Origin of the sequence: Actinomadura bangladeshensis (assembly GCF_004348335.1) — a bacterium.
GTDB classification, from domain to species: domain Bacteria; phylum Actinomycetota; class Actinomycetes; order Streptosporangiales; family Streptosporangiaceae; genus Spirillospora; species Spirillospora bangladeshensis.
Map to the genome: position 1 here is coordinate 1 of NZ_SMJW01000360.1, position 6,315 is coordinate 6,315.

Genomic DNA, 6,315 nt, shown 5'->3' on the forward strand with positions numbered 1-6,315 from the left:
GGGCGGGCGGGCAGCTGATGTCGGCGTCCGGGATGCAGGTGGCGCCGAGGCTGACGCGCAGCAGGTTTCCGGGCCCGGCGACGGTGCCGCTGAACAGCGGGTCGAGGTCCTCGCCGGCGCCGCAGCCCGAGAACGGCGGAATGGTGAAGGCGCCGTCCAGGACGCCGCCCTGAAGGATGTTGGGCATCCGGCCCTTGAGCGTCAGGTCGACGTCGCGTTCGGTCCGGCAGTCGGGGCCGACGTCCAGCGGGGTCCCCTTGACCTCGACGTCGTAGATGCGGATCGACATCCTCATGTGCGCGCTGACGGACTGGACGCCCGTCTGCATGTCGCTGACCGCCTCGAACGTCCCGTAGTCCGCGCCGGGTTCCAGGGGTCGCTGCGTCATCTCCATCGTCGCGGTCGTCGGCATGAACCCGAAGGTCAGGAATGTCGTCCGCGACCGCAGCGGCGACACGAACCTCTGCCGGACGGACGCGCCCGTGTCGGTGAGCGAGTAGACGAGGTTCGTCAGCGCCGGGCGCCCGAACTCCGGGTCGTTGAGGACCGTCGCGCCCCTGAGCTTCTTCACGTTGGAGAACCCGGACAGGTAGGTGCAACCCGGATACCAGTCGTCGGTCGGCCCGGCGTACTTCCCGCATTCGGCCGGGGGTCCGCCGGGGGCTTCGGCGGCGGGCCGCCCGGCCTTCGGCGCGACCTGCTCCTCCGGGGGCGGCGTCTCTCCCGCCGACACCGGGACGGTCGCGACGACCTGGTCACCGGACGGTTCGCAGGTGATCGCGAGCGGCTCCTCCGCGTCCTCCACCGCGCCTCCGCCGGCGTCGCGCGGGGCGAGCGTCAGCGCCAGGTCCCCGGCCGTGAAGGTGAGGTCGCCCGTCCCGGCGGGCGTCACCGGCGGGACGTCCCCGAACGCCGACAGCACCAGGTCGGCGTCCTCCGGCACCGGCGTCGCCGGCGTCGCCAGGCCCGGCCATCCGGCCGGCGCCGCCTTGCCGTTCTGGGTGACGGACGCACCGAGCCGGGCGGTGCCGACGACCGTCGCCCCGCCGAGCGCGCTCACCGGGGGCAGCGCCGCCCTCGCGATCGTGATCGTCGCGGTCACCCGGCCCGGCCGGACCGGCTCGCCGGCCGTTCCCGCCGCGGGGAACACGCCCTGCACGCGGACGCCGACCTTCCCCGGCGTCCCGGACGGGAACGCGCACGTGTAGGCGAGCGCGGCGTCGGCCTCCTGCGCCCGCGCCGCGCCGCCGGGCGGCGACGCGGTCGCGATCGCGGCGGCTCCGGCGGCCGCCGCCGCGCCGAGCGCCCAGCGGGCCCGGATCCTCATCGTCGATCCCCTCTCCTGACTGCGGTGTGCGGGCTTCACGGGACGGTCACGTCCAGCCGGAGAACCACAGGCGCGCCAGCCGGTCGGCCTCCGGCAGGGCCGTGCCCGTGAGGATGGGATGGAGGTACAGCAGGTTGGCCGCGACGACCGCGAGGTAGGCGGCGCCGGCCGCGCCGATCACCGCGCGCGGCACCGGCCGGTCCCGGAACGGGACGTAGACCGCCTCGAAGAGCAGGACGATCGCGAGGATCGCGAACGGCAGCATCGGCAGCGCGTAGGTGGAGTACATCGTCCGGTCGTCGAGCGCGGCCGGGAACCAGGGCAGCCAGCCCGCCAGGTAGCCGCCGGCCGCGGTGACGGCGCGCCAGTCCCGCAGGTAGAAGGCGCAGAACAGCATGGCGAGCAGCGCGACGACGGAGAACCACCAGATCATGGGCGTGCCGAGGTGGGAGATCTCACTGACGCACTTCACGGCGTGGCAGCCGTCCTGCCCCTGCGGGACGGGCGTGCGCCACATGACGGCCGGATGCCCGAGGAAGGGCCACTGCCAGGGCCAGGACTGCCCGGGATTGGGGCCGGTGACGCCGCTGTGGAAGTCCAGCGTCATCGCGTGGTAGTGCCACAGCGACCGGACCGGGTCCAGGAAGTCCGGCCAGATCGCGCTCGGATGCCGTTCGGCCCAGTTCCGCTGGAATCCGGGCACGACCTGCCCGAACAGGCGTTTCTGCAGGCTCGTCCCGGAGACGAACCAGCCCCACCAACTCGCCGCGTAGACCAGGCCGGCGGCGACCCAGACCTGGAGCAGCGAGACCGGGAGGTCGAGCTTGGCCATGCCGCGCCAGGGCTTCGCGACCCCGGCTTCCTTGCGCGCGTTCCGGTCCCAGACGAGGGCGAGCGCCCAGAAGAAGAGCATCGCGTAGGCACCGGACCACTTCGTCGCACAGGCGAGGCCGAAGCAGACCCCGGCGGCGACCCGCCACCCGTGCGGGACGAAGGACGCCCCCGCGGCGAGGGCGGCGCGGGTCCTGTCCCGGTCGATGAGGAGGCAGCCGAAGCCGGCCAGCACCCAGACGAGCAGGAAGATGTCGAGCATCGAGACCCGGCTGGACACGAGCCAGGAGCCGTCCAGCGCCAGCAGCAGCCCGGCGGCGCAGCCGAGGACGGTCGACCCGGTCATCCGCCGCGCGATCCGGGCGAGCAGCAGCACCGCGAGGACGCCGGCCGCGGCGGCGGCGCTGCGGTAGCCGAACGGCCCGGAGCCGAACACCGCCATCCCCGCCGCGATGAGCCACTTGCCGAGCGGCGGATGCGCCGCCCACTCCGCGCCGCCCGCCAGCCCCGCCACCGGATGCCCGGCGAGGAAGTAGGCGTTGGCGGGGTCGCCGTCCGCGCCGGTGCGCCAGTTGTGCTCGATGCCGTAGTGCAGGAACGACCAGGCGTCCTTGGCGTAGTAGGTCTCGTCCCAGACGAGCGCGTGCGGGGTGCCGAGCCGGTGGAAGACGAGGAGCCCGGCGAACGCCGACACGAGCAGCGGGCCGGTCCACCCCCGGGGCACCGCGGGCCACCTGGACGGCCGCTCCGTGCTGGACGCGGCTTCTTCCACGGCTACCGAGGCGGTCAACGCACTCCCCTTCGCTACGGCATGGGATCAAGAACCGTAATGAAGGAGAACCCGCGGATAAATCAACTGGATGACGAATATAAGGCGCCGCCCACTCAGCCGGATGATGCACGCACCGGCCGAATCCGATTCTCGAATCGAGATATATCAACGGATGATAATTTTTCCGGGACGGCGGCCGGGGAAGCGGCCACCGAAGAGCACCCGGCCGACCGTGAAGGAAGTTCATGTATTGCCGGCGGGGCGGCAAGTCCGACTCGGTGCGGGATCCCGGCCCGCGATATGCACCAGAAAAGGGGCGATCTTCAAAAGGGCCATCGGCATCGGGCGATGACTTGTAACGAGGTGAGCAGCCCGCCCGCACTTTTGTTCTCCGGCGCTACAGAACGGCGATGCCGGACGTGCGTACGGTCGGTGCGTCCCGCTGCACCGGAGGTGTGCCGATGTCCAGTCCCCTCGAAACCGTGGGTTTCGCCGAGCGCCCGGTCCCCTCGCTCCCGCCGCGGCTCGCCCGGCTGATGGCGCCGGAACTGCCGAGCCTCGCCGACGAGATCGTCACCGAGATCCGCCGTGCCGTCCCCGCCTACGCCCGGCCGCTCGACGGCCCCTACGGGCACGTGCTGCGGCGCAGCGTGGAGCACCACCTCGCCGCCTTCGCCGACCGGGTCGCCGCGCCCGGCACCGCCGGCCCGGACACCGGCACCGCCGCGTCGGCCCGGACGCTCGGCCAGTACGAGGCGCACGAGGGCCGCACCATGGACTGCCTCCAGGCCGCCTACCGCATCGGCGGGCAGGTCGCGTGGCGCCGCGTCATGCGGGTCGCGCCCCGCCACGACATCTCCGCGTCCGTCATGTCGCGGCTCGCCGACGCGCTGTTCGGCTACCTGGACGAACTGGCGGCGCTGTCGCTCGACGGGTACCGGCAGGCGAAGGCGCGGCCCATCCCCGCGCTGGACGAGCGGCGCCGCCGGCTGCTGCGGCTGGTCCTGGACGGCCCGCAGACCGAGGTCGCCGAGGCCGCGGAGGCCGCCGGCTGGGCGGTCCCGGCCGAGGCCGTGCTCGTCGCCGCCGAACCCGGCGCCCGCTGCGTGTGGACGTCGCTGGACGACGACGTCCTCGCCGACGTGGAGTGCGCCGCCCCGCACCTGCTCCTGCCCGGCCCGTTCACGCCGCGGCGCCGCGCGATGCTGGCGGAGGCGCTGCCCGGACGCCGGGTCGCGATCGGCCTCACGATGCCGATCGGTCAGGCGGCGGACTCGCTCCGCTGGGCCCGGCAGGCGCTCGGCCTCGCGCTCGACGGCGTCCTCGACGGGCCGGTGACGCTGTGCGAGGAGAACCTCGTGCCGCTGTGGCTGCTGTCCGACCCCGCGCTCGTGGACGAGCTGGCCCGGCGCCGCCTCGGCGTCCTGGACGGCATGACGCCCGGCCGGCGGGACCGGCTCACCGAGACGCTGCGGACCTGGCTCGTCACCCGAGGCACCGCCGCCGAGATCGCCGCCCTGCTGCACATCCACCCGCAGACCGTCCGGTACCGGATGCGCAAGATCGAGCAGACGCTCGGCGACGAGCTGGCCGACCCGGAGGCCCGGTTCGGCATCGAGGTCGTGCTCCGCGCCGCGCAGCTGCGCGCCCGCCGGCACCGGGACGCGAGCACAGGACGTCCACATTCGTCTGCGATGATCCCCGGGTGACCCCGCCGAACCGGGCATCGTTCCTGCTCGCCGCCGCGGTGCTGCTCGGTCTGACCGGCTGCGGCACCGAGCGGGCGCCCGCCGCCGCCGTCCCGTCCGAGCCCTATCCGGTGCTGCCCACGCGCTCGGCCGCGCCGCCGTCGTCGCGGCCGGCCCCGCCGGTCTGCACCCGGGAGGGCATCAGCATCGGGATGGGGCAGGTCGAGGCCGCGATGGGCCTGCGCGCCACGACCATCACGCTGCGCAACTGCGGCGACCGCCCGTACCGGCTGAACGGCTACCCGTCGCTGCGCGTCCTCGACGAGGAGCGCCAGCCGTTCGACGTGAAGATCGTGCGGGGCACCGCGCAGATCAAGGACGAGGGGCCGAAGCCGCTGACGATCCGTCCGGGCAAGGCGGCGGCCTTCGGGATCGTCTGGCGGAACACGGTCACCGATCCGACCACGACGGCCGTGGCGGGCACGTACCTGGAGGTGCGGCCGGCGCCGGGGCGGCCCGTCGTCATCGTCGAGTCGGACGGGCCCATCGACCTCGGCAACACCGGCCGCCTGGAGGGGACCGCCTGGCACCTCCCCCGCTCCTGACTCAGCGGGGCGGCGCCTGAACCTTGCCGATGCCGAGCGTGTTCTGCGCGGGCATCAGCCCGGTCTCCAGCACCTTGACCAGGATCGGCATCGTCAGCTGCGCGAGCCGGTCGGCCTTGTCGGGGCCGAGCGTCCGCCAGGGCGCGTAGGCGAGGTCGTCGGTCATCCGCTCGACCGAGTCGCGCAGGTCGCGGCCCCTTTCGGTCGCCTCGCCGGACGCGTCGACGAGGCCGCGGGAGGCGAGGCGGTCGCGGGCGGCGGCCCACTCCCGGTCCGTCCAGCCCCGACTTTCGAACGTCTCCGCGGACGCGGCGCCGATCGCGGCGAACGAGGCGAGCGACTCGGCCGGGTCGAGCCCGTGCGCGAGGAGCGCGGCGACGTGGCCGTCCCCGCGCTGCTCGCGCAGGACGCCGATCGCGTGCCACAGGACGAGGTGCGGCTCGTCCGGCCAGGGCAGATCGGCGTTGGCGGCCGCGATCGGACGCCCGGCGGTGCCCGCCTCCTCGGCGGCGGCTCGGGCGAGCGCGGCTGCCTCGGCGACATCGGCGGAACCGATGCCGTCGCCCAGCAGCGCACGGTACATGCGGTCGACGGCGCGCTGCCGCCCTTCGAGGACGCGCTCAGGCGCCGCGACCGTCCACGCTGCGGGGATGTACTCGGCCACCATGCGCGGGCTGAAGCTGTAGAAGGCGGACGACACCCGCTCGGGCCCGGCCGCGCCGAGCGGTGCGGCGCGCCAGGCGAAGTAGCTCGGCCAGCGGGTGTCGACGTCGTAGCCGAGGGCCGCCGCCTCGGCGAAGACCTCGGGCGAGTACCAGAACAGGGCGTGCACGGGTTCGAGCTGGTGCCACATCTGCCGTGCCAGGCCGGGGTTCTCCGCCATCGCGTCGGCTCCTTCCCTCCGGGATCACCCCGAGCCTATCTTGACAATGACTAGATTGCATCACCCCAGGTGGGTCGGGTGGGCGCGGGACGCCTCCCAGCGCCCGTCCGGCCCGAGCACCACCGGCCACCCGTCCGGCGGCGCACTGATCCGGGACGGCGGAACCGGGAACACCGACCGCCCCGGCAGCGGCTGCGCGGACACCGAAC

5 protein-coding genes are annotated in these 6,315 nt (G+C 73.8%); 2 read left to right on the forward strand and 3 right to left on the reverse strand.

Going from position 1 to position 6,315, the window contains the following annotated elements; all coding sequences use genetic code 11:
- On the reverse strand, nucleotides 1–1,327 hold a 1,327-nt coding region (locus E1284_RS37485), incomplete at its 3' end, for a DUF6801 domain-containing protein (RefSeq protein ID WP_131944893.1).
- Between the two features lie 46 nt (nucleotides 1,328–1,373).
- Nucleotides 1,374–2,882 (reverse strand): dolichyl-phosphate-mannose--protein mannosyltransferase, encoded by a 1,509-nt coding sequence (locus E1284_RS37490; protein WP_165965580.1) that lies wholly within the window; start codon nucleotides 2,880–2,882, stop codon nucleotides 1,374–1,376.
- A gap of 509 nt (nucleotides 2,883–3,391) precedes the next feature.
- Between E1284_RS37490 and E1284_RS37495 the strand changes: the two genes are divergently transcribed.
- Together E1284_RS37495 and E1284_RS37500 are read left to right on the forward strand one after the other, a co-directional pair.
- Entirely contained in the window at nucleotides 3,392–4,639 is a 1,248-nt protein-coding gene (locus E1284_RS37495; protein WP_131944895.1) for a PucR-like N-terminal domain-containing protein, read from the forward strand.
- Nucleotides 4,636–5,223 carry a DUF4232 domain-containing protein gene (locus tag E1284_RS37500; protein ID WP_131944896.1) on the forward strand — a complete coding sequence of 196 codons (588 nt, stop codon included), beginning with the start codon at nucleotides 4,636–4,638 and terminating at the stop codon, nucleotides 5,221–5,223. The genes E1284_RS37495 and E1284_RS37500 overlap by 4 nt, the downstream gene beginning before the upstream one ends.
- Before the next feature lies 1 nt (nucleotide 5,224).
- On the opposite strand, the gene E1284_RS37505 is transcribed toward E1284_RS37500, so the two are convergent.
- Nucleotides 5,225–6,106: an SCO6745 family protein gene (locus E1284_RS37505; protein WP_131944897.1), complete on the reverse strand. Its 882-nt coding sequence runs from the start codon at nucleotides 6,104–6,106 to the stop codon at nucleotides 5,225–5,227.
- Nucleotides 6,107–6,315: the final 209 nt, after the last annotated feature.

Coding starts and splice junctions, on each gene's coding strand:
- E1284_RS37495 (WP_131944895.1), top strand. CDS start 3,392: ATGTCCAGTCCCCTCGAAACCGTGGGTTTCGCCGAGCGCCCGGTCCCC.
- E1284_RS37505 (WP_131944897.1), bottom strand. CDS start 6,106: ATGGCGGAGAACCCCGGCCTGGCACGGCAGATGTGGCACCAGCTCGAA.